Below are 26,404 nucleotides of genomic sequence, written 5' to 3' on the forward strand. Positions count from 1 at the left end.
AGGAGCGGCCGACCATGGGCGGATCAATCGCACTGATGCAATTGACGGAGTTGAAGCACCAGCGTATGAAGCAGTGCGCTGAATTCCGGCAGCGCAGCAGGTGGCAGCCGCCATACGCCTTGACCACGGCCCTGGAGCTTCAGGCGATTGAAATACCGCGCCTGCCAAAAGGACGCGCCATGTTGAACGGTATTACAGTTGTCGTCCCGAGTGCCAATGAAAGGCGCAATCTTGTCGGCATAAACGAAGTGACATGGTCCTTCCCTGTTGATGTCGTCATGGTCGAGCAATGCTTGTGCGTGTCTCCGGCCTGCACATGGGCGATGTTCGCCGGATGGCTGAATCTCGAAGAGCTGATCGTACTGGCGGAGTCAATGATGCGCCGGGATGGGCGTCTGCGCAGGACGACCATTGAGGAGCTGACGGCGTATCTGGATTCGGCGCGGGAATTCACGGAAGCGGTCTTTGAAGAGACGGGCCGCCGGCCGAATATGTTTCGCGGATATGCCAATTGCCGGCGTGCGTTGCGTGTGATTCAGGAGGGGACGGATTCGTCGATGGAAACGCGCACCCGACTCGTTCCCCTCAAATACGGGATAGACGCGCCCTGCGTCAATTACAAGATTGGAGTGAAGCGTCTGAACCGGGCCGTATATCTTGACCTCGCTTACCCGGAATACAAGATCTGCATTGAGTTCGACGGAGGGCATCACGCCGGTCAATGGCTGGAAGATGCACGCCGGCGGCAGGCAATCGAAGACGAGAAGTGGCGGTATATCCAAGTCACCAAGCTTGACCTCGGTGATGAATGGAGTGAGGAAGCTTTAGCCAGACGGATCGCGGATAAGATCCAGGAGGTCACTGGAATTCCCGTGCCCGTCACTGCGCGGAAGACCATCCAACAGGTGTGCGATGCCAGAGCGATGAGACGCAAGCCACTGTACGAGCGGATAGGGTTTGAACCATTGCTGCCGCGAGTCCCGAACGCCAATGCCGATTTTCCTGACGCGGATGACCTTGACGGTATCGCGTGATCGAAGGCAGGGGTGCGGAATCGCACGATTGCGCTGATGTGATTGCGTTGGAAAGAGAAGCGGAGGGCTGTAGCTGGCTGCGCCTTGACCGGATGGCGTCTTCTGTGACGCTATCTGCGTCTCAAGGGGTTGATTGGGTGTCCTCTGGGCATCTATCTGCGTTTCAGGGGGTTGCCGAAACGCGATACCCGGAGTATTGCCGGTGAAATGCCATTGGGGTCATGCGGTTTGAGGTGCGTTTATACTTTGGCACCAACCCCTCGAAACGTAGATAGATATTCGGCGCGGTCCAAATCAACCCCTCGAAACGCAGATAGCCTTATCTCGGCGAGTTCGACGGGTTGGGGCAGGGGCGTGCAGACGGCTTTCTGTCCCGAAGGGCGACACCGTTATGGGAAGGCCACCTTCGTCGCGTGCCTCGGGGCGGAGTGACGAAGGTGGCCTGATGCAATCGTTGCGTTCGACTGCCGGAAAATCAGTACTTCATGCCCATGGCCTCGCGCACCTGGTCAAGGGTCTCCTCGGCGATGGCGTTGGCGCGGGCGTTGCCATCGTGCAGGATGTCGCGGATGGAGTCCATGTCCTTGGCGAGCTCTGCGCGGCGCTCGCGATGCGGGGCGAGGAACTCGTTCACGGACTCAATCACGTACGCCTTGAGCGCGCCGGCGCCCGCATCGCCGATTTCGGCGGCAATGTCCTTCGGGTCGCGGCCGGTCACCAGTCCGGCGGTGGTCAGCAGCGCGGACACCTGAGGGCGGGCGATGGGGTCGAAGGTGATCTTGCGCTCGGAATCGGTCGGGCTCTTCTTGATGAGCTTGGCGGTCTCCGCGGCGGTGGTGCCCAGCATGATGGAGTTGCCGTACGACTTGCTCATCTTGCGACCGTCGAGGCCCGGTATCTCCGGTGCGTCGGAAAGGATCGCGGCGGGCTCGGGGAACACCGGGTTCTTCTTGGCGTAGCGCTCGTTGAAGCGGCGGGCGATGGTGCGGGTGATCTCCACGTGCGGCAAGTTGTCCTTGCCGATCGGCACGACATTGGCCTTGCAGAAGAGGATGTCGCACGCCTGATGCACGGGGTAGGTGAGCAACAGGCCGGTCAGCGCGTGGCCGGAGGCCTCCATCTCGGACTTCACGGTGGGGTTGCGGTGCAGCTCGGCCTCGGTGACGAGGGAGAGGAACGGCAGCAGCAGCTGGTTCTCGGCCGGCACGGCGGAGTGGGTGAACATCATGGTCTTGGTCGGGTCGATGCCGGCGGCCATGTAGTCGAGCACGAGGTTCAGCACGTTGTCCTGGATGTGCTCAGTGGTGTCGCGGTCGGTGATGACCTGGTAGTCGGCGATGATGATGTTGGTGTTCACGCCGCGGTTCTGCATGGCCACGCGCTCCTTGATGGAGCCGAAGTAGTGGCCGAGGTGCAGGCGGCCGGTCGGGCGGTCGCCGGTGAGCATCGTGAACTTGCCCGGCTCGGCCTCAAGTTTGGCGAGCGTGGCGTCCGAACGCTTCTTCGCGGCCAGGAAGCTGGCGCTCATCTCGTTGCCCGCTGCGGTCAGTTGCTGCTGTTCTTGGTCCGTCATAAGTCGCCCTTTGCTTGCTTCAAAACGCCGAAAATATCGCTTTTATCGTAAAAGTCTAAGCAGACAACCATTTCTCTCATAACAAGTGGTACTCTCTTATGTGATGAATTGATAGTTACATTTACATGCCAGGGGGTCACATGGGCCGCGGACGTCAGAAAGCAAAACAGCAGAAAATAGCCCGGAAGCTCAAGTACCTGACCACCGATACCGATTACGATGAGCTCGCCAAGGAGCTGAGCACGCAGGAGCCGGGCGAGGGGTCGCCCGATCCGTTTGCCGATATCGAGGCTTCGTATTCTCATGATGCGAACGCCGCCGTGGACAATACGCAGGGATCCGTCGCTGAGGATGACCTTGACGAGTACGCCAAGTGGGCTGCCGAGGCTGCGGCGAAGGCGGCCAGTGGCGAAATGCCGGCCGTGAAGGCGCCTGAATCTCAGGCTCCGAAGCCCAAGCTGATGCCGCGCAAGCCGATTCCCATGCCCATGCCGGCCGCGCTCAAGCCCAAGAAGGCATGATTTTCGGATTTCGTCGCTGCTGGCCCGGTGGTAGGGTCGCATTGACGCGATTTCGTATGTCATGATGACGATTCCGTTGCGATATGCGATGACAGCGATGCTGACGCCCAGTACGTGCGCTCGCTGACCGCATCATGGGCGGCCGCTCGGCAGCTGGAGCCAGATAGACGTATTCCCGTCGGCAGAGCGGTTTCTGACGCGCTATGGGCGGCGGCGTGACGTCGATATTCTGCTGCTGGACGTCGAAATGGGCTCGATGGACGGCGTGGCGTTGGCGAAGGCCGTGCGCAAGGCGGGCGGCACGATGCAGATCGTGTTCGTCACTGGGTATTCGGATTTCATCGCCGAAGGATACGACGTTGAAGCGCTCAATTATCTGATGAAACCGGTGGATGCGGCCAAGCTGTTCGACGTGCTCGACAAGGCGGTCGCGCGCATGCGCCGCGATTCCAGGTGCCTTGATCTGCAATGCGCGGAAGGGCTGATGCGTATTCCGCTGGCCGACATCCGCTATCTTGACGTGCGCCGTAATTATGTGACGGTGCACGCCGACCGGGATTATACGGTGAAACGCCCGCTGGGCGAGTTCGAGGCCGAGCTCGGCGACGGATTCTGCCAGGTGGGACGCGCGATGATCGTGAACCTGCGGCGAATCCGCTGCGTGGGCAGGTCGTCCGTGCAATTGACCGACGGGACGACGCTGCCACTGCCTCGTGGGGCGTACGAGCCGTTGAATCGGACAATCATAGACCAGACAAGACTACGCATGGCCGGCTCACGGCCGGCAGGGTGCCGGAAAGCCGTCCCCGGCTGGACGGGGCAGAACGCAAAGGAGGGGCACGATGTGGTTTCGTGGGCGAGGCAAGGCCGACAGGGCCATCGCGTCATATCAGCGCGAGCTGGTCGACACGCATTACCGCGAGGTCGAGAACATGTACCGTCAGATGCGCATGTGGCGGCATGACTACCGTAATCACCTTCAGACGATGAAGGCGTTGGATACCCCGATCAAGTCCGGCAATGCGATGGCCGACGTGATTCTGAGCAGCAAGATGTCGCTTGCACAGGCGCATGGCATCGACGTGCGCGTGGACGCCCATACCCATATTCCGATCAAGCTGCGCATTTCGGAACTCGATTTGTGCTGCGTCCTCGGCAACCTGTTCGACAACGCGATCGAGGCCAACGACGGGTTGCCTGAAGCCGATCGCATGATTCGCGTGTATATGGACATGAAGGGCACGCAGCTGTACATCTCGTTCACCAACGCTTCCTCGGGCGGCAAGCAGCGCAAGGTCGGTGGCGCTTCCGCACCACCAAATCAGACGAGGGGCACGGTTTCGGGTTGGTCCACATCGACCAGATCATCGAGGCTGCGGGCGGCTACCTGAGTCGCAACTCCGAGGACGGCGCCTCCACCACGGAGATTCTGCTGCCGCAGTCCTGATGACGGCGGTGCGGGCTCATGAGAGCGGATTGTCGATGCGTGTGCTGCCCGCCGGCGAGGGAGGAAGCTGGGGCCAAAGCCCTCTCCTTGGACTCATTACCGGTGAATCCGTGCAAGATAGCGTCCGCGCCCGGACCCGAACGCCGCAGCCGTTGGCATGCGACGGTATGCTGGAATGGTGAACAGCATGGCGTGCAGCGGCGTATTCGAGCCGCGTAATATTCTAGTGACCGGCGGATGCGGCTTCATTGGCGCGAACTTCGTGCGATACGTGGCGCGGAACCATCCACACGCGCACATCACCGTGCTCGACAAGCTGACGTACGCCGGCAATCCGGAGAACATCGCCGGCCTGCCGCCGTCGCAGGTCGATCTTGTCGTAGGGGACATCTGCGACGTCGCGCTATTGGAGCGTATCGTGCCCGGTCACGACGCCATCGTCCACTTCGCCGCGGAATCGCACAACGACAATTCCATCGCCAATCCCGAACCGTTCATCCGCACGAACGTGGAAGGCACGATGCGGCTGTTGGAGGCCGCCCGGCAACACGACGTGCGCTTCCACCACATCAGCACTGACGAGGTATACGGCGATCTGGCGCTGGACGATCCGGCGCGTTTCACGGAAGACACGCCGTACCGTCCCTCAAGCCCGTACAGCGCCTCGAAGGCGTCGTCCGACCATCTGGTGCGCGCATGGGTGCGCACATACGGTCTGCGCGCCACCATCTCCAACTGCTCCAACAACTACGGCCCGTACCAGCATGTGGAAAAGTTCATTCCACGGCAGATCACCTCCATCATGGAGGGCGCGCGGCCGAAACTGTACGGCACCGGCGAGAACGTGCGCGACTGGATACATACGGAAGACCACTCCCGCGCAGTGTGGGCGATCCTCACCCGCGGGCGCATCGGCGAAACGTATCTGATCGGGGCGGACGGCGAGATGAGCAACATCGCCGTGCTGCGCATGATCCTGCAGCTGATGGGCCAGCCGGAAGATGCGTTCGACTGGGTGCGCGACAGGCCCGGGCACGACAGACGATACGCGATCGACGCATCCAAACTGCGCGCCGAACTGGGCTGGTCGCCGATGCACACCGACTTCGCCAGCGGATTGCGCAACGTCATCGACTGGTATGCGGAACACAGCGACTGGTGGGCGCCGGCCAAGGAAGCCACCGAGGCCCGCTACCGCGCGCAGGGGCAGTGAAGCGACCGCCTCTACAGGCGGCCTTTCCGCGGCAGGTCAACGTTGCGCAGCAGCCGTTGCACGGGCTTGAGCACCACGGTGTCGGCGACCACCGCGAACGCCAACGCCGCGAGCAGCGTGGCGGCGAACATCAGCACGCTGATGCCCGCGTACGACCATCCGTCCGTGGGCGCGGGAATCCGCGGGCCGATCAGCACCTTGGACAGCGGCGAATGCACCAGATACATCGTGTAGGAGTATCCCGCCAGCCAGGTGGGTAGCAGGGTGTGGTTAGAGTTGGCGATTAGGGCGTTCGCGCCGAATTATTTGGGTTTGATGACTTTATTCGAGAGAGGCTGACGAATGGTTTCGCCGCATCATCTTTTGAAGATTGCGACTGCGCTGTCTGCGGTTGCGTTGACGGCTTCCGTCGCGGTTACGCCGGCTTACGCATTGCAGGATATTGCGATTGAGGATGCTGTTGCACAGAGCGGTCCCGTTACTGCAGATAATGGCGTTGTTGTGCAGTCTGACGATCAGCCGGATGATCAGACAGGCGACCAGCAATCGCAAGACAGCATGCCTGACAATCCGAATGCGAAACTTCCAGGCACCGTCAGTGACGAGATTTCCGACGATGCCACCGTGGTTTCGGAAGACCTGGCCGTCACCCCTGAAGGTGAGGTCAAGAATATTGAAACCGGCGAAACCGTGACCGATGCGACACTGGTCGGTACGCAGGATCAGCAGCCGGATCCGCTCGCCAAAACCAATGGCGAATCCTTCATTCCGGTAAGTGCGGAAGATGTCAAAAATGCTGTAGCCGACGCGAACGTACAGCTCTCCAAATTCGAAGGCAATGAATACGGCGCGCACTGGGGCACTTACAACAATACGAAAGCCTTCTTCGACTACCAGAACAACCTGTTCGTGCAGCAAGCCAAAGGCGTGATTGACGTTTCCGAATGGCAAGGCGACATCGACTGGGCCAAAGCGAAAGCCGACGGCGTGGAAGGCGTGATCATCCGCCTCGGCTACGGTTGGGGCAACAATGCTGACAGGAAAGCACAACGTAACATTTCCGAATGCAAGCGATTTGGCATCCCGTTCGGCATCTACTGGTATTCCTACGCGGACACTCCGTCGATTGCCAAAGAAGAAGGTGCCGGCGTGGTCGCCAAACTCAAGCGATTCGGTGTGCGCGCGAGCGACTTGGCGTACCCCGTGTACTACGACCTGGAAAAGTGGACGTGGAAGGGGCACCAGCCGCCCACCGATCCGAACGTGTACAACGATATCGTCAACAATTGGTACGGCGCGCTGCAGTCCGCCGGATACAAGAACCTGGGCGTCTACTCGTACACCAGCTACCTGCAAGGCCCGCTGAAACATGCCGACATTTACGCCAAAACCACGTGGGTGGCGCAGTATGGCGCTCGCATGGGATTCGACTCGTTCCCGACCAACAGTCGCGGATGGCAATACACCAGCTCCGGCAAAGTGGGCGGCATCAGGGGCAATGTGGATATGAATGCGTTTGGGAATAAGGAGTATGTGAATGGCGGGAGTAGCAATGATTTACAAGCGGCCATTGATGTACGCAAAATGACTGCAGTTACCATTCCGAATGGCAATTATTACATCAATGTTCGTTCCAAAGTCGCGTCCAGTGTTGATATTCCTGGTGGAAGTGCCGCAGATTCCACCGCCATTCAGTTGTATTCCGGCAACAGTTCCAAGGCTCAGCAGTTCGCTTTTACTAGGCAGTCTGATGGGAGCTATGAGATCGTCAATGTGAATTCCGGCAAGGCTTTAGACGTGCGTAATGGTGTTGCTGAGAATAACGCTATAGCGCAACAGTATTCTCGAAATAATTCCCAGGCTCAACGATGGTTTATTCGTGATTCCGGAGCGGGATATTATTTGCAGTCCGCTCTCGGTAATTGGGTTCTGGATTTGAGTGGCGGAAATACTGCGAATGGTGCTGCGATTCGGCTGTATACGCCAAATGGCACTGCTTCACAGCTGTTTGTTGTTTCGTCAAGCGATGTCAATATAGCTACTGGAGTGTCGATGATTATCACTTCGGTTGCGAATAAAAAACTTGTCACGGATGTGACGGGTGCGTCAACGGCGAACGGGGCGCGAGTCCAGCTTGATTCAAGTAATAATACGAACGCCCAGAAATATCGATTTGAATCAATCGGCAACGGAACTTACAAGATTATCAATGCTAATTCGGGCAAGGTGCTGGATGTGGCTGGCGGATCCACTGCTGATGGAGCGGCGTTGCAGCAATATACGAGTAACAATACTGTTGCTCAGCAGTGGACGGTGCGGAATTACGGCAGTGGCAGGATTGCGCTGGTGTCGGTGAACGCCAACAAAGCTGTCGATATTCCAGGTGGCAATGCCGTGCAGCAGGCTCAGTTGCAGCTTTATTCGCCGAATGGCACTGTTGCTCAGCAGTGGTTGGTCGCAAAGGCGCCGTTGACGTTGCGCGAACGTTTGAATGAAACCGCAGCCAAGCATAGGCAAGATCTGCCGGATGGCACCTACACGTTCGGATCGAAGCTTAGTACGTCCATGAAGATGGATGTAAGCGGCGCTTCCCGTTCAAATTATGGAAACGTGCAGATCTGGGCCAATAATGGAACCAATGCTCAGAAGTGGAAAGTAACGCATGATTCCAACGGGTATGCGACCTTGACCAGTGTGAACTCCGGCAAAGTGTTGGATGTGAATGGCGGCGTATCTGCCAGCGGAACCAACGTGCAACAGTACGATTCCAATGGAACATACGCTCAGAAGTGGATAGCAGTCAAGAATTCCGATGGCTCATACACGTTCCAGTCGGCGCTCGCGGAAAATGCGGTGCTGGATGTGAATGGTGGTTCCAGCGCAAACGGCACTAACGTGCAGTTGTATACTTCCAACGGAACAAATGCTCAAAAGTGGGTGAAGTAGTTTGTGTCTGTATCGCGCAGTTTGATCCAGACGATCAAACTGCGCGATATGCGTTATGCGTTTGCGGACGGTGTGAATCGACGATCTTCTCCGTCCGTTTCTTTAGTGAGATAAAGTGGACGATGCTTGACCTCGGTATAGGTCTTGGATAGGTATTCTCCTACGATGCCTATGCAAAATAGCTGAAGGCCGCCGATGAGTAGCATAATGCTAATCATGCTTGGCCATCCTGCAACTGGATCACCAAAAAGCAAGGCACGGACTACAACAACGATGATGCCTATGAATGCGATGAGACAGCAGAAGACGCCTAGGAAAGAAGAAAGTGCAAGCGGGACTGTAGAGAAACCGGCGATTCCTTCAATGGAATATTTAAACAATGACCAGAAATTCCATTTTGTTTTTCCGGCTGCTCGTTCAATATTTTCATATGAAATCCAATGGGTCTTAAATCCAACCCACGAAAAAATGCCTTTAGAAAAGCGATTATATTCACTTAATGATAAGACCGCGTCAACAAACTTTCTTGTCATGAAGCGGAAATCGCGTGCTCCGTCTACGATTTCCGTTCCAGACATTTTGTTGATGATTCGATAGAACATCTTTGCGAAAAAACTGCGAATTGGTGGTTCGCCTTTACGGGTTTTCCTGCGTGTTGCGACACAATCATAGTCCTTGTTCTCAAGAAGGAATTGAAGCATCTCTGGTATCAGAGATGGAGGGTCTTGAAGATCGGCGTCTAAGGTGGCTACATAATCGCCTTTCGCGGCTTTTAATCCCGCATATAAACCAGCTTCTTTGCCGAAATTTCGGGAGAAAGAAATGTAATGGACTCGTTCATCTTTCGCATGCAATGCTCGAAGCTTTTCGAGAGTTTTATCGCCAGAACCATCGTCAACGAAGATGAACTCTGCTTCAGCATGAGACTGTTGACGCAGAACATTGGCGACACGGCAAGTCTCATCGTAGAAAAGAGGTAGCGACTCTTCTTCGTTGTAGCATGGAACGACGAAACTGACGAGCATTGGGGTGTATCCTTTTGCGCTTAATGAAGACAATCTTTTATTTTACATGTACATGATACATGTAAAGGTGCGATGGGTGTTATAGCCCGAACTCAATTTATAAGTGCAACGTTCGTCTTTAGGCGGCTTGTCTTCGAGGGTACCTTGCCGAGTTCGCGGCGCCAAACCTCGTTGGACGTTTCCTGGCCCAGGACCTTCATGGGGGTGTCGTTGATCTCGTCGACGATGGCCTGCAGGTCCGCGTCCGACAGGTCGTCGAAGCCGGTCCTCTTGGGTAGGTAACGGCGGATGCGCCCGTTGCGGTTTTCGTTCGACCCTCGTTGGTACGGGGAGTACGGGTCCGCGAAATAGGTGGGCATGTCCAATGACTCGTCCACGAGCACGTGGCAGGAGGCCTCCGGGCCGTCGTCTCAAGTCCGTTCGATCCTCGCATGCGCGGGTCGGCCGGCCGTTCGACCTTCAGCCGCCCCTCAATCCTCTTGGGCGTCCATCCCCTCCTGAGCGCGTCCATGACCCGAAAGAGCGGCGGCGGGTACGCCATGCGCGTGGGCCTGCGCGGCCAGCGGGCCCGTTGTTCGGCCTTCCTTCGCGCGGCCATGGCCGAATGGAACGGCCTCGACGTCCATGCGTCCGTCTTCGAGCGGCGCGGCCGGCAGGGACGATACGAGTCGTTCTCGTTGGACACGGACCACAGGCCGCGTTTCAGCTCGCGACTGACGGTCGACTTGTCACGGCCGATCCTTGGAGCTATCTGACGCACGCCAAGTCCCTCCCGGTTCCACAATTCGTCGATCCGGACACGTTCCTCTGCCGACAGGTGGGAATACGCTTTCATATCGAGCGCGACACTTTCTCCGGTCATGAACCTGAACACTTCCAACCATAGACAGGTGTTGCGCATCTATTTAGAACTCGGGCCCGATGTATCGCTTCCGTATTGCCTTATATAATGCACATGGACATTCTTTAACTTCTGCATGCTTGCCGGAACTTCTTAAAATTTTTGAGAAGTGCTGTGCTGGGGTTGTTGGGAGCTTCGCGGCGGACAGCGAAAGGCCTCGGATTTTTTAGTGCCAAGGTGTTCTGCCCCCCCCAGCCTGTAATCTGGCCTGGCGAGTTCTAGTGATCGTTGCAACACCTGGCCTACCGCAGGGAGGATCAGGTGACCGCGAGCCACCATGACGACGGGACAGGGACCGGCCGCTGGGTGTTCCAGGGGCACGGTTATCCGACGAGGAAGGCGATGTGCGAGGCCAGGCGGGCCGAGTACGTGCGCCTGCTGGCCGAGGAGGGCGTGAACTTCACCCAGGCCGCCCATGCGGTCGGGGTGTCGAAACGCACCGGCAAGGCCTGGAGGAACGGACGCGCCCGGGCCACCGGCAGGAACGAGAGACCATCGGTGGACTGGTATCGTTCCACCATGGACAAGCCCAGGAAGATACACGCCCGCTATCTGGGCCAGGAGGAACGCATCCTGATCGCCGACCGGCTGCGCCTGGGCGACGGCATACGCGCCATCGCCCGCCTCCTTGACCGGAACCCGGCCACCGTGAGCCGCGAGATACGACGCGACACGAACCCCCTGACCGGATGCCACGAGCCGTACCGCGCCCGGCAATCGAGCGCCGACCGGCTCAAACTGTCTTTCGTCAAATAAATCTGCGTGTCGTCACCAGTTAATCTGAACACCATCGGCGTTCAAAATGGACACCGTCACCGGTGGTCCGGCTGGTTCCCCTCTTTTCGTTTATCTCATCAGGGAGTGGCTGTTGCGGTACGACTCGCCACGGAACCTGACGATCCTTCCGTGGTGCACGATGCGGTCGATGACCGCGGCGGCCATGTCGCCGTCGCCGAACACCTCGCCCCACCGTCCGAACTCCAGGTTCGTGGTGAACACCACGCTCCGCTTCTCGTAGGAATCCGCGACGACCTGGAACAGGAGCCTGGCCCCGTCGATGTCGATCGGCAGGTAGCCCAGCTCGTCGATGACCAGCAGCCTGGCGCGGCCTATCGCGCGCAGTTCCGCGTCGAGCCGGTTCTCGTCCCTCGCCCGCCGCAAACGCATCACCAGCGACGACGCGGTGAAGAACCTCACCGGCATGCCCCTCTCGCACGCCAGCATGCCCGTGGCGATCGCCATGTGCGTCTTGCCGCATCCAACGTCGCCGTAGAGCACGAGGTCCTCGGCCCGGTCCACGAAACCGAGGTCCATGAGCTGCTCGCGCCCCCAGTCGGCGGGGAACGACGCCATGCCCCAGTCGTATCCGTCGAAGCCCTTGACGCACGGGAATCCCGCGTTCCTGATCAGCCTGGCGCGCCTGGATTCCGTCCGGCTGGCGTTCTCGGCCCTGAACAGGTCGGCCAGCACGCCGAGCTGGCCGGGCGTGGCGTCCGCGACCACGGAACGCAGCACGCTCCTGGTCAACGGCAGCCCGCATGCGAGCTCCATGACCTCGTCCGGGGTGGACTTGCTCACGGTCCGCCCGCCCCTGCGTCCGCCCGCCGCGGCGTCCGTCGACTCACTCATCGCCGTCCTCCCTCATGAACCTGCTGTACGTGTCGAGCCTGGCCCTCGATTCGGGACCGTCGCCCTGTGTGTTTTGTCAAGTTGTTATAGGCCAGTGTGGCGTGAGTTTTCCTTCCGAAAAAGCGGTAGGTTTTAGTCCAGTTCGGAACTGGCCTGTCATTGCTCGTGTTTTATTGTTTCATTGCATAAGAGCATGAGTCCTGCGATAGGACTCGCCCTCGAACCTGAGCATCCTGCCGTGATGCACGGTCCGGTCGATGATCGCCGCGGCCATGTTCGGATCCCCGAACACCCGGCCCCACCCGCTGAACTCGATGTTCGTGGTGTAAACGATGGATTGCATCTCGTACGCGTTGGTGATGACCTGGAACAACAACCGGCTGCCTTCCTCGTCGATCGGCACGTAGCCCAACTCGTCGATGATCAACAGGCGGGCCTTGCCGATGGACGCGATTTCCCTGTCGAGTTTGCCTTCCGTGCTGGCGTGCAACAAGCGCATGACCAGGCCAGCGGCGGTGAAGAACCGTACCGTCATGCCTTCCAGGCAGGCCTTCCTTCCCAACGCCATCGCCAGATGGGTTTTGCCCGTGCCGGGAGGTCCGAACATGACCACATCCTCCGGACGGCTCGCGAACTCCAATGATTCAAGCGACCGCCTGCCCCAATCCACCGGAAAACGAATGTTCTCCCAGTCATAGCCGTCCAATGTCTTGACGGCCGGGAAACCGGCCTGCTTGAGCAGCCGGGATCGTTTCGATCGTTCCCTGGACTCGATCTCCGCGTTCATCCATTGGTCCATGAACTCCATTTGCGACGGGGTCGCGGTTTCGAGCTGGTCGGCGAGCACTTGCCTGGTCAACGGCAGTCGGCGCGCCAATCGCATGATCGTTTCCATTTTCCTGTTCGTGGACGCGCGGCGTCGGGTGGCGTCCGGCGCGGGGTTCTGGATCCGGCTCATCGGTCCTTCCCTCCTTCCCGCTCCTTGAGCGTATCGCCATCGCCTGTTTTCATGAAGTCGTCGTACACGCTCAGGTCGGGCGCGGGAACATCGGCCGGCGCCTCGCCGGACGCTATCCGTCTGGCCATGATGCTCAGGGCTGCCTCGTCGATCGGTCTGCCCTGGCCGATGATGTGTTCCGCGGCTTTGCAGGCCACGTCGAAACCGCAAGCGGCACCCACGCGCTCCAACAAGCGGAACGTGGCCTTGCGCCGGGCGGAGTCCTGCGCGTCGATCAGGGTTCTCAGGCCCTCGGGAAAATCACCGCGCACGGGTGATTCGCCCCACGCGCGTGGCTTGCGCGCCAATGCCGGCAGCAGCGACGACGGGCTACGCACCGTACCGGCCTGCTCGCCATAAGCCCTGGGCAGCGAGGCCACCTTGCGGCCGTCGCGGGTACGGATCTCCACGTCGAACGCGCGCAATCCCACCAATAGCGGCCAGCTACGCCAGGCCGGGCCCGCGAGGTAACGATACGAACCGACCTGTATGACACCTTCCTTGTCGGCGCGCCGTTCCTGCCAATCGACCGCGTCGAAGCGCACGCGCGGCAATGGCCGCATGCCCGCCCGGTCCTCTTCGAACAAGTCGTTCACGCTTTCATCAGCCCGGTAATGCTTGTCGTTGCCGAGTTCGTCACACCGCGACAGCAGATGCTTGCTTAACTGCGCATAGGACTCGACGTTCAACAACGGGACCATGAGGTTGCGGCGCAGGAACCCGACCGCGTTCTCCACGCTGCCTTTCTCCCAACCGCTCCTGGGATTGCAGAACCTGGCCTCGATCCGGTAATGCTCCAGGAACAACTGGAAGAGCCCGACGATCGTGATCTTGTCCCAAGCGGTCCGGTGCGCGGCCCCTGTGGCGTTATCCATCACCAACACCATCGGAACCAGGCCGATATGCTCGAAGATCTCGACCAATCCCTCGCACACGCATTGCGCGTTCTCGCCAGGCAACGCGACCACGTAACGCTTGTTCGAATACGGAAACGACGCCACCAGGCAATGCACCTTGGTTTTCACGCCCGCCAGCACCACCACGGCCTCGCCGAAATCGACCTGCATGACCCCGGGCCGCCATTCCAGCTCCATGAACCCGTCACAGGCGGGACGATGTTCTTGACGCCATTGCTTCACGTAACGCTGCACCGCGGAATACGAGCCGGTGAACCCTTTCTCCGTGACGAGTCTGTCGTACACGCGTTTGGCGGTATGGCGCTGCTTGCGGGGCATGAACCGGTCCGCTTGCAACCACTCGTCGATCACGGGCGTGAACCCGTCGAGTTTCCTCGGCCGCGTGGTCGATGGTTTGGGTTTGGGCGAGCAATCCTCCATCAAGGCGTATTTCCTGACCGTGTCCCTGGACACGTTCAAATCACGGGCGATGGCTCGCCATGGCGTTCCCTGCTGGTCAAGGAGCCTGATACGTTGTTGAACCGACACCGGTATGGTCATTCCTTTCCTTTCCCGAGAACCGTCAATGGTTGTTTTTTCAACTCGGGAAACTAATCGATAACGACAGACCGGTGTCACTTGTTTTCCATCAACGATGAAATGGACTAATTCCTACCGCTCTTTCGGACTAAAAACCAAACGCTCAACCGGTCTTAAAACCATTGAACATAAACAGCCCTGCGCGATCCGCCTGGCCGTCTGGTCGATCGCGGCCCTGTCGGGCCTCCTGCCCGCGGCGACGATCTCGACGACGGCCATGGCGGCCGCACGGAAGCCACTCGCCACGGCCGCGCGGCGGATGCCGTCGACCAGCAGGCCACGTTCGCGCGGCTCCATCCGGTCGAGCAGCACGCGCGTCTCCTCCGGGAAATCGGAGCGTATGGGACTCTCGCCCCACGAACGCGGCTTGCGCGCGATGATGGCGAGCAGCGACAGCGGGTCCATCGCGGTGTCGGGACTGCGGCCCCACCTGCGCTCCAGCGTGACGATCGGATCGCCGTCCATGGAACGCAGCTCGACCCGCAGGGCCCGCACACCGGCCATGAGACGCATGGAATGCCATTTCGGGCCCGCGAGGTAGCGGTTCGAGTCGATCGTGACCGTTCCGGTCCTGTCGGCCTTCACCCCGCGCCAGTCGCACGCGTCGAACATGGACGGCGGCAGCGGGAGCATGTGGTCGAGGTCCGTCTCGAACAGGTCCCGGATCGGCACGTCCTCGCGGTAGTGGACGCCGCGCGCGATCTCGTCGCAGCGTTCCAGCCACGCGTCCGTGAGCCGGTCCCATCCCTCCGCGGACGGCGTCGGCACCATCAGGTTGCGGCGCAGGAAACCGACCGCGTTCTCGGTACTGCCCTTCTCGTGCCCGGAATACGGGTCGCGGAACCTCGTCTCGAAGCCGTAGTGCGCGCAGAACAGCGAGAACAGACTCGTCTGGGTGACGGTCCCGTCGGCCCTGCGGTGGCCGACCCCGGTGGCGTTGTCGAGCACCAGCACGCGGGGGACCATGCCGGCATGGGAGAGCACCTTGTTCAGGCCATGGCACACGCATTCCGCGGTCTCGCCGGGCAGCGCGGCCACGTATCTCATGTTCGAGTACGGGAACGAGACCACCAGGAAATGCACGGTCCGTTCCACGCCGGCGACCACGGCCAGGGCCTGGCCGAAATCGACCTGCGCGCTGCCCGGCGCCCATTCCAGCTCACTGAACCCCTCGGCCTCGCCGCGGTGGCGTTGGCGCCAGCGCTTGACCCATCGCTGCACCGACGAATAACTGCCCTCGAAGCCGCATTCCTCCACGAGCCGCTCGTGCACGCGCCGGGCGGTGTGCCGCTGTTTGCGCGGCATGCGCCGGTCGGCCTCGAGCCATTCGTCGGCCTTGCGCGCGTACTCGCCCGCGACCAGGGAACGGCTCGCAGTTCCCCCGGTCGGCGGAACGGGCGAATAATCGCGGGTCGCGTACTTGACCACGGTCGTCCGCGAAACGCCCAGTTCCCTGGCTATCTGCGTATGCGTCAGGCCTTTCGTCTCGAGCTGCCTGATACTCTGTTGAATACGCACCGGTGTCGTCATTCCTTTCCTCCCGAGGACCATGTGTGGTTGCTGGCACTCGGGAATCTATCAGGAACCGTACGGCACCGGCGCTTTTCTTCCGCCGATGCCATTTCCGGCCGCCGTCCGTGTCCAATATGAACGCTTATACCGTTCAGATTTGGTGGTGACGCCGTACACGTTTATTTGACCATAAACATCAAACGCCCCAGGCCCAGGAAAGCCGGGCCGGGCACGCGCCTGTGGCGGGAGATACTCGCCGGCCTTGGACGGCATTGGAGTCCCGAGCAGATCGGCAACCGGCTCAGGCATGACTTCCCCGATAATGAGGACATGCACGCAAGCGTCGAGACGATCTACCAGGCCATCTACGTCCAGGGCAAGGGCGAGCTGAAAGCCGAGCTGAAACGGGCCATGCGCCAGGGCCGCGCCCAACGCAAACCCCGTGGCGGCGCGGGTCGCAGACCCCGGTTCCGGGATCCCATGGTCATGATCTCGGACCGGCCCGCCGAGGTCGAGGACCGGGCCGTCCCCGGCCATTGGGAGGGTGATCTGATCACCGGTTCGGCGAACAGGAGCGCCATCGGCACCCTGGTCGAACGCGCCACCAGGTTCACGATCCTGCTGCACCTGCCCGACGGGCACGACGCAGGCCAGGTCCAGCAGGCCATCGTCCGCAAGATGCGGAACCTGCCCAGGCTCCTGCGCAACTCGCCGACCTGGGACCAGGGTTCGGAACTCGCCCTGCACAAGCAGATCGGCGCGAGCCTGGACATGCGGGTCTGTTTCTGCGACCCGCACTCCCCGTGGCAGCGCGGCACCAACGAGAACACCAACGGCCTGTTGCGCCAATACTTCCCCAAGGGCACCGACCTATCCAAATACCCCGAGGACTACCTCGACGCGGTCGCCGAGGAACTCAACGACCGGCCCGCAAGACCCTCGGCTACATGAAACCAAGCGAGAAAATCCTCGAACTCCTCGACACCGCAAGCTAACCTAGAAAACCAAGACAACAACACCAAAAACACCAGGTGTTGCAACCACCGCTAGAATCCGCCCCTGGCATCTTTGCTCTTCATCTATAGGCTACCTCGTGTGGCAACACAACGTGATTGGGCAATCAATTGCTCATCCAGGGATTGGGCAGTACCAGTGATTGGCTGGGGCATGCATCTGTCAATTCAGTGGCTTTAGCATAGCGATGAGCGGATTTGGCAAGTATCCGATTCTCGATATTCTGAAAGGATGACATCACGCCTTGGAATCTGATGTTGTCGCTGCTGTGGGCCTCTCTGGCGGACATACTAGCGGCATTGCACGGTTCCTCATCCGTGCCATCATCGATTGTCTGCTTGCAGGGGGACATACCATGTGCCGAGGAACAATACCATTTTCTTCCCAGAATTGCTGAAGAAGCAGGATACAGCCACCATTAAATGGCATAATTCTTGTTATCATCGACTATCAGAACAGTCAAACGAGAGAAACGATATGTCATCTATTACTTCATCGGCAGAAACACAGGCCAAGCCGAGCAGTTCCAAAGCCAAATCGCAACAGCGGCAGTACATCATACCAGTCGTAGGAAATGTTCTGTCTCGAATCATTCTCTGGACGGGAATCATCGTCTTTTCCTGCATCGGACTGGGCGCATTAATGTTCACAACGTTCTACCCCTCATACACAGAGAAAGCTGAATATCTCACCAATGCGGCGTGGCCTGTTATCGTATTATCCACAGCCGCCATTGCAGTAGTTGCGCTGTTGAACCGATGCAATATTCTGGAACGAATTAATGTCAATGTCCTGTCTTGGATTGTTTGTTGCTACATGATTGTTGCGAGCACCGTATGGGCCATAGCCAGCAACACCTTCCCCGCATACGACTCATTGGATCTTATCAATGCCGCCAAAGAACTCGGCACTGATGATATGCCCATGTGGAACGGCTGGTACATGGAACGATACCCCTATCAAATGCCATTTGTCATGGTCATCCGACTGCTATTGGGAATGGTGGGGGATAGTCAGCTATACATTGCTTTGGAGTTCCTCAACGCCATATGCGCTGGGGCCACGGCATTGTTGCTGGTGCGTCTGTCGCGTCAGCTTTTTTCCGACAAGGCAGCAGTCATGACCGGTCTGTTCTCGTTCTTCTTTCTGCCGCTGTTCCTGTACTCTACCTTTGCATATGGCAACGTCCCTTCATTGCCATTCGCCCTTGCGGCAATCCTATGGCAATCGAAGTTCATGGAAACAAATACTTGGCGTCACGTAATCTTTGCGGCCATGGCTATCACCGTCAGTATCCTGCTGAAATCCACGATGATTGTCGTGCTCATGGCCATGTGTCTTATCTTGCTTATCCATGCGATGGTCAAGCGTAACTGGCATAGCATTGCAGGCATTATCGTGCCGATCGTAGTGTACGCTGCCTGCTCCCATGGTTTCTTCACCGTGATGGAAAAGAAATACGATGTGGTAACGGACAACGGGCTAGGCAAAACCACATGGATCGCCATGGGATTACAGGGAGACGAGTATGGCAACCGTCTACCCGATGCACCTTCATGGGTTACAGGATCAGCCAATCCGGGATGGTACAATGGCTACCCTTGGGGGTGGACAACTGACTACAATCCTGAAGTGGCAGCAGCTGATTCAGAGGAATCTATCAAACGGTCCTTAACAAGATTTGTTCAAAACCCAACATTTGCCATTCGATTCTTTACACAAAAACAGGCAACTATTTGGTTTGATCCCACTTATGAATCACTGGTCAATAGTAATTGGTCTGCAGTACCAAATAACTATGGCTCTGCTCCCATGTCTGACCGTCCTATGACTCACTTAGTTCACTCTGTGTATTATGGCAAAACCAATACGATTATCCTACGCGCCAGTGACGCTTTCCAGTTCCTCACTCTCGCAGCTGCTGTTACCGTACTCATAGGACTGCGTAAACGCTTCCGCATTGAGCAGCTGCTTCCCATCACCGTATGTCTTGGCATTTTCTGCATCTATTTGCTGTGGGAAGCTAAAGCTCAATATGCTATGCCTGCCTATGTGGTGCTGCTGGCATATTCTGGACAAGGGCTTCTCGATATTGCGAACAGAGCTGTACTCCTCATGGGTAAGTTCTCTCGCATTATCACAGGTAAGCATGAGCAAATATCAACACAACTCGCTGCCGATACCGGCATAGACTGATATGAACTGATTTTTGAACCGGCTTGACCATTATCAGCGTTCCGCATTTTCCCTAACTTGATGGGAGATGATGGGATGAAGTGAACTGATTCCTGCTCAGTGGTGTTGGCTTTATTATCCGTTAATGCAATTGCAGGATAAGATATTTCCTGTAAAACGGTAGTGATAATGAAGCCTGCGGTGATTTAAGGTCTTTCTTCTCATAGGTACCCCTATCGGTATGTTACAGGGGTAATTGTGTCGTGTGTTACTGACAAATACAAGTGACATTTTGATAGTGGTATGGAGAGTGATCGCTCTAATTGGCTCCTTACTGGGTTATGCGGAGCGTATGTAATGTCTTGTAGAGCCTGACAAAGCCTCTTTTACCGGGTTGCCGGTGTGACATGCATTGCAAGCATGACGAATGATGTGAAGAAGAGCGGACTGAATACTCAAGCAAAGTGTGAGCCGGTGATAGCATTCGTGCTTCCTTGTTATAACGAGGAAGCAGCGTTGTATGTAACGGCCGACGTACTGAAAAAGAAGGTACACCAGCTAGAGAACTCGCATGCAGTCGCTGAGAATAGTTTTGTTGTTGACGATGGCTCTTCCGATGAAGGTGTGACTTTCTTCTCGACAAAGCCGCTGACTATGATCACCGGCTTGGGTCTGTTCTCGGTGTTTGTTGGAATCGTCATGTTGGTCTACACCCTTATTTCCGTTTTCTCAGGGCATGCCGTTGTTGGTTGTGGTCAATGATGTGTTCCCTGTGGATTCTAGGCGGCTTTATATTACTGGCTCTTGGGATTACCGGTGAATATATTGCGAAAAATTATATGGAGGTCAAGGCTCGACAACGTTATATTGTCGAGACGACGCTCTGAGCAGGCAGTTTGTCTTTTTCGGGAAAGATAGGACTATTACTGAGTGAATAAGTCGGATACGGTTCAGTGGCTCGTAACAAGGACGTATATCTTCAGTCTAGCGGCGGTAGGTGGGTTCGCTATGATGCTGCCGGTCATATATGGTCAAGGGCGAGGATTACCGCTACGGTGCTTGATATTACTTCGACAACCGCACCGGTGCTCTCGATACGCGGCGTGCCATACCTAGTGATCACGTCGGATTCGCTGCAGGAGCGTTTGATAACAAAACAAATCTGGGCGATATCGTTCCGTTCACGTTCTTGGAGACAGCATCGCCGCATGAGTAGGTGCAGCGAACACGTATCCATATACGTCTCGTGAACTGTTCCAGCTTGAGGGAGTCGTCTATTATGAGCTGTCCCATCAGACGGATATGGCCATCAACAGCCTAAGGCGTTATCTGGAGTCGCGCGGTGTACCCATGACCAATGCCAGTGCGCCGGGCAAGGGCTCCTACTCGGGCTATAACTCCATCGGCGATGCGACCCTCGGGCATGAGGGTGTCGCTACCGTGCTGCTTGGAGCGAATGACCGATTGAGGCTGTCGAATAGCGGTGATTCCAAGCGCGAAGCGGAGAGTTAGCTGAATCGCGTTGCCACACGATATGGGTCCGATAGCGTATATGTGTTTGCGAACATCGATCGTTATCCGATCCCAGATCCCTCACCATGGGGCAGGAAAATACGGTATTGCAGGATATCTGCTGGCAGCATGGTTGGCACTTCGCTTTAATGTATTCGGCATTCCGTACAATAGAGCATTCGACGGGAATACCAAGCAGGCGTTATAGTAAGGACAGCATCCACCCGAATTGAATTGCCTCCCACTTCTGTTGTCCAAAAAATGTGAGGCAGTTCAAATCGTATGGGCCAGGTTGTGGTGTGGCGTGCATTGCAGCAATTGCTTGGCCTATAGCGTCCGATAAAACGTCTGACAAGCGGTAGAGAGAACGCGCCAACAAGAGACTTGAGAGAGTATGCAACGTATTAGATTTTTCGATATTGCCAAGGGCATAGCCATTCTGGCTGTGATACTGGGACACAGTGCCATTGAAACGAACCTATTTGTACCCCATCGCACGGCCCAGGTTGTTCTGTCCATCTGTTTTTCATTCCATATGCCGCTTTTCTTCATTCTTTCCGGGTATTTCATGCATCCGGAAAGACGATTCCGCTGGATGAAGGAGGCAAAACAGCTGCTGTTCACCTACGTGGTGACGGCATTGTGCGTGCTTGTCGGCGTGACCTGCATGGCGACGCTCGACCATGAAAGCCGTGCGATTGCCCTTCGACAGTGGGGTATGGCCGCGATATATGGAAGCGGCGATATCTCGAATCTGACGCTCTGGCGAGTAGACCTGAGAATCGGCGCGATCTGGTTCCTGCTCGCACTGTTTTGGGCTCGTCTGCTGCTGCATTGCCTTGCAAGGCTCCCTATTATCCCTGTCTGGGTGGTGCTGTGCTTCGCTGTCGGCTATGTTTCCTCGCGATATGTACTGCTGCCGTGGAGCATTCAATCCGGAATGTGTGCGGTCGCGTTCCTTTATTTGGGGTATCTTGCCAAGAAATACGATGTGCTCGGCATGGTGAAGAGGTTTCCCTGTGTATGGGCTATCGCGTTTGTTATTTGGGTGGTCGACATCGTGCTTTTTGGCGGTATGAGCATGGCCGTCAATAACTATGGTTCGCGCCCTGTCCTGGCTGTAATCGGCAGCATTGCGGGGACATTGTGCGTTGTTGGCATCTCACAGTTGATCGATCGGGTTCCGGCGTTGGGAAGCGCGTTGAGCAACATTGGCCAAGCGAGTCTTGCCATTCTGTGCGTGCACTTGATTGAAGATGACGTATTGTCCTGGCAGATATATCTAGGAGTGTTGCGTACGGTGCTTCCTCAAGTTCCACTGGTTATGCTGAGTTTCATTGGTCGACTGCCGATTGATCTTATCGGTGCCGCGCTGCTGTATCACATTCCGGTGATCAATGAATGGTTTTATCCTCAGCTGACGAAGAAGAAGCATAAGACAAATATGGTTAGTGTAACGGAATAGTCTGAAATATCCGTTTGAGAAGTGTACGCCTTTTCTTCAAGGGTTTACGCTAGTCTATGGAATATGGTTTCGATGAAATTCGCAAATATCCTTCTGGAAACGAACCCTCGCTCTGTCGCTTACCCGGCGCTGTACTGCCGTTCCGATCAGCCTGTTGTTTTCGACGAACAATTTGGCGAGTGGAAGATGTTTAATGCGGGGATCTTCGACTTCAGCACGTATTTCAATTCCTTGTCCGTAATGAAGCTGCGGAAGTACACGCGTGCAACAAGCTTCATGCTGCATCTTGAGCTTAAAGGCGCTGCTTGTGAGGTGCAACAGACCATGGGTGATGCTTTCGCACATGATCCGCTGCCTGTCAAGGGGGTCTCGAAGGTACTGAGCGCTTCTGATGGCTGGCAGGTTGTCGATTTGCCTCTTACAATCACCGATGACATGGTGATTGTCGGTTTCCTCATCAAGACGGAGGGCGCGGTTGCCATTCGTAACAGCTACTACGAGCTTGGCGTCGATGGCGAGTTGAACGACGTTGAGCTGGTGCTGTCCACCACCACCTTCAAGAAGGAAGCGTTCATTGAACGCAACATCGGCCTGGTCAAGGATAAGATCATCAATTCTGGTGATTCGATTGCCGATCATTTTCATATGTATGTGATTGATAATGGTCGTACTCTCGACGTCGAGAAGCTGAGCGGAAACCGCGTCCAGATCGTGCCGAACGACAACGTTGGTGGTGCAGGCGGCTTTACCCGTGGCATGATTACCGCAATGGAACAGATTCCAAAGGCCACGAATATTCTGCTGATGGATGACGATGTAGCGGTCTCCCCGGAAAGCATCAAGCGTACCTATAATCTGCTGCGCATTCTCAAGCCCGAGCATCGTAATGACATGATTAGCGGTGCGATGCTGAACTATGAGGTCGGCGAGGACCAGTGGGAAGACATCGGCAACATGACTCAGCAGGGCACCTTTGCCGGTTGCAAGCCGCCACTGCGTCTGACCCTGTTCGAGGATCTGGTATACAACGAGATGTACACGCCGACCAAGTGGCAGCGGAACAACATGTATGCCGCATGGTGGTACTGCTGCATTCCGATTTCCGTTATTGAGAAGAACGGATTGCCTCTGCCGGTGTTTGTCCGTTGCGATGATGCTGAGTATGGCATTCGTTGCAAGACTGGCTTCATTACTATGAATAGCCTCTGCGTGTGGCATATGTCGTTCTTTGAGCGTTATAACGCGGCGGTGGAACGTTACCAGACTACCCGTAACACCATGATTGCCCAAGCGACTTGTGGCATGGCTCCTGACGCTGACTTTATGCGTGAACTACACAATAATATCCGTCTTGAGTTGAAGAAATTCGGCTATGAAAACGCGGAGTTGTGCTTGGATGCGTTTGAGGATTTCTTGAAGGGCCCGTCCTTCATCAAGAAGCCAGGGCAGTCGGAACAAAGCTTTATGGCGGCAAACCGCAACAAGGAGCAGCTTGTTGATTTTGAAACTCTCCAGTCGCGAGCTGACCAAGATCCTGAACTCGCTGGTTTCAGCATCAAGAACGTTGACAGGCAGCTTATCGATGGAGACAAGTCGCGTAGTTTGGCAGAACGTCTTGAAGATCTGATTACTGATAATAATCAGAGATACATCAAGAAAGACGGTGCTGGATACGCGGTGATTCCGCTGCAGGGATGGCTATATCCTGCTGGAGCGATTCGTGGCAAGCGTAAGCTCGTGGTTCTGGACTGGTACAACCGCAAAGGAACCATTCGAACTAAGGATGTCCAGCGCTATCAGAAGATTAAGAAGCGTTATATGCGTGATCTCAAATACTACAAGGCGAATATTAATCGACTTCGTAAAGAATATACTGCTGCGCGTGCGGAATTGACATCGATTGAGTATTGGAAGAATTATCTCAAGATGGATTAATTTGAGATAATCCGCTAAGCCTAGCCGCATATGCTCATAAGAGCATATGCGGTATTATTTTGCTTTAATACTGAATGAAGGAAGAAGATTATGGTATCTCTGGTAAGGCGCCTGCGTGAAAGGCTTTTCTGGCCGTCTGAGCGTTCTATGCAGAAGCTGATGGGACGAATTGACTCCTTGGAAAATGAGAATAATCATCTACGTGATGCTTTGCAGGCGCAAGAGATGATTTTGCATGAGATTCGTGATGCCATATCTGGCATGCAGAGAATCAACGAGGATTCTTGCAGGAGCCTCAATGAAATGCAGCGTGCGCAGATTGCAGAGCGTGCGAAGGATGATATCCGTTTCTGGGCGCAATATCGTCTTCCCAACGAGACTGATTTAGAAACGCGCAAAAGGTTTTTCCTTGGATTACCTGAGCCTGAGGGCGACCTCAAACTACTGCAAACTGCTCTCAATCGAATGCTTTGCGATTTTGCGGAAATCTGTAGACGAAATGGGATTAATCAGTACTGGCTGGTCGGCGGAACTTTGCTTGGCTCTGTAAGACATCACGGATTTATCCCATGGGATGATGACCTTGATTTGGGCATCATGCGTGATGATTTGGAACGACTGCAAAAAGTTCTCGCCGGTGATTCAGAGTATCGAATCACCGTTGTTTGGGACCGTATTGTGCATTGTAGACAAATTCGTTTTGCCCCACGTGATACTCGTGTCCCGGGCTTTATTGATTTGTTCCCATTCGATTGGGTGGCTGATGTCAGTCATGATATGTTCGTCAAAGTGCAGGAATACCGGAAAACTGCCATCGAACAAGCTGAATCAAATTCGCATATTCGTGCTGCTTGGGATAATAACGTCTATGTTTCGGCGGAAACAGAAGCTGGGAAACTTATCACTGATGTTTTTGATGCTCAGCTTAATCAGATGCGGAAGACTGGAATAGTGTGTTCTCAGGAAAAGGCGGCTGGCATTATCCGAGCATATGACAATATGGATCATCCGAGTGGATTCGAGTGGATAAGCGGCTTGGATGAAATCTACCCGTTAGATTCTCAGCAATTTGAAAGTAGAAGATATCCGGTACCGGCAAATTATATGTACTTGCTGACGCAGGCCTACGGTAATATATATGCCTTGCCGAACGACATCGGTTTGCATTTTGAACACGTGGATCGGAAAATGCTTGCCCAACTTGATGAGCAGGTTATTGAAGAATATATCAAGCGATAAGTCTCAAGGAATTATAGGATGGACCAAGTAAAATCCATTAAGAACGTTGCAATTGTGGTTGCGGGTGGATCTGGCACTAGGATGGGACAGGACATACCAAAACAGTTCATTAATGTATTTGATAAGCCCGTTCTGATTTACACATTGGAAAGTTTCCAGCGACATTCCGACATCGATGCCATTGAGGTGGTGTGCATTGAAGGATGGGAAACCATGGTGGAAGCGTACGCTAAGCAATTTAATATCGATAAACTCAAGTGGATTGTGCGTGGTGGTTCAAGCGTACAGGAATCCATCAGGAATGGTGTTGAGCATCTCGTCGATAAAATCAGTGAGAAGGATAATGTCATTATTCATGATGGCATTCGTCCATTAATAGATGCTGATGTTTTGACTGATGTGATAGCGGTTTGCAATAAATATGGTAATGCCGTGACTTCATTGCCGTATAACGAGCAGATTTTTGTGATTAACCAAGAAAACACATCAACTACGAAGCAGTATGTGCCAAGAGAACAATTGCGTCGTGTTTCTACTCCGCAGGCTTATCGATATGGGAAATTGCTTGCTGCATATCGTAAGGCTTTTGATGAGCATATTGGTATCTATGGCTCCAGCTATACGAATACGATGATGGTGGATCTTGGAGAGACCTTGCACTTCGCTAAAGGATCCGATAAGAATATCAAGTTGACAACCAAGGGCGATCTGGAGCTATTCAAAGCTTATATCACTGCTGACGAGGATACTTGGTTGAAATAAAACGAGGA

General features: G+C 55.8%; 20 protein-coding genes and 4 pseudogenes. 16 read left to right on the forward strand and 8 right to left on the reverse strand.

Going from position 1 to position 26,404, the window contains the following annotated elements; all coding sequences use genetic code 11:
- Positions 1 to 14 precede the first annotated feature (14 nt).
- Entirely contained in the window at positions 15 to 1,034 is a 1,020-nt protein-coding gene (locus tag MMB49_RS00205) for a hypothetical protein (RefSeq protein WP_047271211.1), read from the forward strand.
- A 475-nt stretch (positions 1,035 to 1,509) separates the two neighbouring features.
- Here MMB49_RS00205 and trpS read toward each other — a convergent pair whose 3' ends face one another.
- On the reverse strand, positions 1,510 to 2,607 hold the full coding sequence (gene trpS, locus MMB49_RS00210) for a tryptophan--tRNA ligase (protein ID WP_047271213.1): 1,098 nt from the start codon (positions 2,605 to 2,607) through the stop codon (positions 1,510 to 1,512).
- Positions 2,608 to 2,747: 140 nt separating this feature from the next.
- Here trpS and MMB49_RS00215 point away from each other — a divergent pair, with 140 nt between their 5' ends.
- The 5 genes from MMB49_RS00215 (at position 2,748) to rfbB (ending at position 5,788) form a co-directional block, all read left to right on the forward strand.
- Complete coding sequence (locus MMB49_RS00215; RefSeq protein ID WP_265067857.1) at positions 2,748 to 3,128, forward strand: DUF3073 domain-containing protein; 381 nt, start codon at positions 2,748 to 2,750, stop codon at positions 3,126 to 3,128.
- Between the two features lie 193 nt (positions 3,129 to 3,321).
- Positions 3,322 to 4,092, forward strand: a complete 771-nt coding sequence (locus tag MMB49_RS00220; RefSeq protein WP_229041929.1) for a LytR/AlgR family response regulator transcription factor — start codon at positions 3,322 to 3,324, stop codon at positions 4,090 to 4,092.
- Complete coding sequence (locus tag MMB49_RS00225) at positions 4,061 to 4,519, forward strand: sensor histidine kinase (RefSeq protein WP_229041926.1); 459 nt, start codon at positions 4,061 to 4,063, stop codon at positions 4,517 to 4,519. The genes MMB49_RS00220 and MMB49_RS00225 overlap by 32 nt, the downstream gene beginning before the upstream one ends.
- Positions 4,474 to 4,575: a hypothetical protein gene (locus MMB49_RS00230; RefSeq protein ID WP_229032584.1), complete on the forward strand. Its 102-nt coding sequence runs from the start codon at positions 4,474 to 4,476 to the stop codon at positions 4,573 to 4,575. The genes MMB49_RS00225 and MMB49_RS00230 overlap by 46 nt, the downstream gene beginning before the upstream one ends.
- A gap of 187 nt (positions 4,576 to 4,762) precedes the next feature.
- The gene (rfbB, locus tag MMB49_RS00235) at positions 4,763 to 5,788 is read left to right on the forward strand and encodes a dTDP-glucose 4,6-dehydratase (protein WP_047271923.1); all 1,026 of its coding nucleotides are present in this window, start codon (positions 4,763 to 4,765) and stop codon (positions 5,786 to 5,788) included.
- Positions 5,789 to 5,799: 11 nt separating this feature from the next.
- On the opposite strand, the pseudogene MMB49_RS00240 reads toward rfbB, so the two are convergent.
- Positions 5,800 to 6,039 (reverse strand): annotated as a pseudogene (locus tag MMB49_RS00240) (acyltransferase); the annotation flags it as partial.
- 91 nt (positions 6,040 to 6,130) lie between these two features.
- Between MMB49_RS00240 and MMB49_RS00245 the strand changes: the two are divergent.
- A complete protein-coding gene (locus MMB49_RS00245) occupies positions 6,131 to 8,734 on the forward strand; it encodes an RICIN domain-containing protein (protein WP_047271218.1) in 2,604 nt (867 codons plus the stop codon).
- Positions 8,735 to 8,787: 53 nt separating this feature from the next.
- On the opposite strand, the gene MMB49_RS00250 is transcribed toward MMB49_RS00245, so the two are convergent.
- Positions 8,788 to 9,759, reverse strand: a complete 972-nt coding sequence (locus MMB49_RS00250; protein WP_047297650.1) for a glycosyltransferase family 2 protein — start codon at positions 9,757 to 9,759, stop codon at positions 8,788 to 8,790.
- A gap of 92 nt (positions 9,760 to 9,851) precedes the next feature.
- A pseudogene (locus tag MMB49_RS09570) lies at positions 9,852 to 10,594 on the reverse strand (IS30 family transposase).
- A gap of 327 nt (positions 10,595 to 10,921) precedes the next feature.
- Here MMB49_RS09570 and MMB49_RS00270 point away from each other — a divergent pair.
- Positions 10,922 to 11,398 (forward strand): annotated as a pseudogene (locus tag MMB49_RS00270) (helix-turn-helix domain-containing protein); the annotation flags it as partial.
- A 108-nt stretch (positions 11,399 to 11,506) separates the two neighbouring features.
- Here MMB49_RS00270 and istB (MMB49_RS00275) read toward each other — a convergent pair.
- From istB (MMB49_RS00275) to istA (MMB49_RS00290), 4 genes are all read right to left on the reverse strand, one after another.
- Positions 11,507 to 12,289 carry an IS21-like element ISBad1 family helper ATPase IstB gene (istB, locus tag MMB49_RS00275; RefSeq protein ID WP_003818588.1) on the reverse strand — a complete coding sequence of 261 codons (783 nt, stop codon included), beginning with the start codon at positions 12,287 to 12,289 and terminating at the stop codon, positions 11,507 to 11,509.
- A 178-nt stretch (positions 12,290 to 12,467) separates the two neighbouring features.
- Positions 12,468 to 13,247, reverse strand: a complete 780-nt coding sequence (gene istB / locus MMB49_RS00280; protein WP_015439062.1) for an IS21-like element helper ATPase IstB — start codon at positions 13,245 to 13,247, stop codon at positions 12,468 to 12,470.
- The gene (istA, locus tag MMB49_RS00285) at positions 13,244 to 14,743 is read right to left on the reverse strand and encodes an IS21 family transposase (protein WP_047271245.1); all 1,500 of its coding nucleotides are present in this window, start codon (positions 14,741 to 14,743) and stop codon (positions 13,244 to 13,246) included. Before istA (MMB49_RS00285) ends, istB (MMB49_RS00280) begins: the two co-directional genes overlap by 4 nt.
- 111 nt (positions 14,744 to 14,854) lie before the next feature.
- Positions 14,855 to 16,312 (reverse strand): IS21 family transposase, encoded by a 1,458-nt coding sequence (gene istA, locus MMB49_RS00290; RefSeq protein WP_047270957.1) that lies wholly within the window; start codon positions 16,310 to 16,312, stop codon positions 14,855 to 14,857.
- 177 nt (positions 16,313 to 16,489) lie between these two features.
- On the opposite strand from istA (MMB49_RS00290), the pseudogene MMB49_RS00295 reads away from it, so the two are divergent.
- The 8 genes and pseudogenes from MMB49_RS00295 to MMB49_RS00330 all read left to right on the forward strand — a co-directional run.
- A pseudogene (locus MMB49_RS00295) lies at positions 16,490 to 17,289 on the forward strand (IS30 family transposase); the annotation flags it as partial.
- 496 nt (positions 17,290 to 17,785) lie between these two features.
- The gene (locus MMB49_RS00300; RefSeq protein WP_082247907.1) at positions 17,786 to 19,504 is read left to right on the forward strand and encodes a glycosyltransferase family 39 protein; all 1,719 of its coding nucleotides are present in this window, start codon (positions 17,786 to 17,788) and stop codon (positions 19,502 to 19,504) included.
- Between the two features lie 399 nt (positions 19,505 to 19,903).
- Positions 19,904 to 20,245 (forward strand): hypothetical protein, encoded by a 342-nt coding sequence (locus tag MMB49_RS00305; protein ID WP_047271224.1) that lies wholly within the window; start codon positions 19,904 to 19,906, stop codon positions 20,243 to 20,245.
- 588 nt (positions 20,246 to 20,833) lie between these two features.
- On the forward strand, positions 20,834 to 20,995 hold the full coding sequence (locus MMB49_RS09575; RefSeq protein WP_373159312.1) for a hypothetical protein: 162 nt from the start codon (positions 20,834 to 20,836) through the stop codon (positions 20,993 to 20,995).
- A 394-nt stretch (positions 20,996 to 21,389) separates the two neighbouring features.
- Positions 21,390 to 22,460 carry an acyltransferase family protein gene (locus MMB49_RS00315; protein ID WP_047271226.1) on the forward strand — a complete coding sequence of 357 codons (1,071 nt, stop codon included), beginning with the start codon at positions 21,390 to 21,392 and terminating at the stop codon, positions 22,458 to 22,460.
- A gap of 63 nt (positions 22,461 to 22,523) precedes the next feature.
- Entirely contained in the window at positions 22,524 to 24,395 is a 1,872-nt protein-coding gene (locus tag MMB49_RS00320; RefSeq protein WP_047271228.1) for a glycosyltransferase, read from the forward strand.
- Positions 24,396 to 24,485: 90 nt separating this feature from the next.
- Complete coding sequence (locus MMB49_RS00325; protein WP_229941028.1) at positions 24,486 to 25,634, forward strand: LicD family protein; 1,149 nt, start codon at positions 24,486 to 24,488, stop codon at positions 25,632 to 25,634.
- Between the two features lie 18 nt (positions 25,635 to 25,652).
- Positions 25,653 to 26,396, forward strand: a complete 744-nt coding sequence (locus tag MMB49_RS00330) for an IspD/TarI family cytidylyltransferase (protein ID WP_082247908.1) — start codon at positions 25,653 to 25,655, stop codon at positions 26,394 to 26,396.
- Positions 26,397 to 26,404 lie beyond the last annotated feature (8 nt).

This window comes from Bifidobacterium sp. SKU (assembly GCF_026016405.1).
Lineage (GTDB): Bacteria > Actinomycetota > Actinomycetes > Actinomycetales > Bifidobacteriaceae > Bifidobacterium > Bifidobacterium bifidum.